Annotated in this window: 1 protein-coding gene; it reads right to left on the bottom strand. The window is 48.1% G+C overall.

The window, feature by feature from the left end:
• Positions 1–351: DUF2800 domain-containing protein (locus B3W37_RS07190; protein WP_483175213.1), on the bottom strand; the 351-nt coding region annotated here is incomplete at both ends.

The following is a 351-nucleotide window of genomic DNA, read 5'->3' as shown; positions in this document are numbered from 1 at the left end:
TCCTTGATGTCAGAAGCCCACGATACCAGAACATCAATTTTACTGAGGATGTCTTCAACATCGTCATCTTCCAAGAGTGGCGGCAGTTTAAAGTCGTAGCGGGCAAGCTCCATATTGTATTCAGCTCTGGCGCGGCATTCGTGTTTTGCTTTACAGAATCTGCACCACTCACCAGAGCGGTAGTTACCGTCCCCGGCGTAAGCAAGAAGGGCGGTAGGCTTTAAAACCTCATTAGCCCACTGGTAAAGGCTTTCTTTGGAAACAGTATGGGTGCTGATGTTATCCCTACGGGGCTGATAAATGGTCATACTGACCGTGTTGATGTCATAGATGCCATCGAACAGTTCCAGT

The organism is Syntrophomonas sp. UBA5494 (assembly GCF_002426325.1).
The sequence above is the reverse complement of the archived record's forward strand: the minus strand, read 5'-3'. Positions and strand labels throughout refer to the sequence as shown.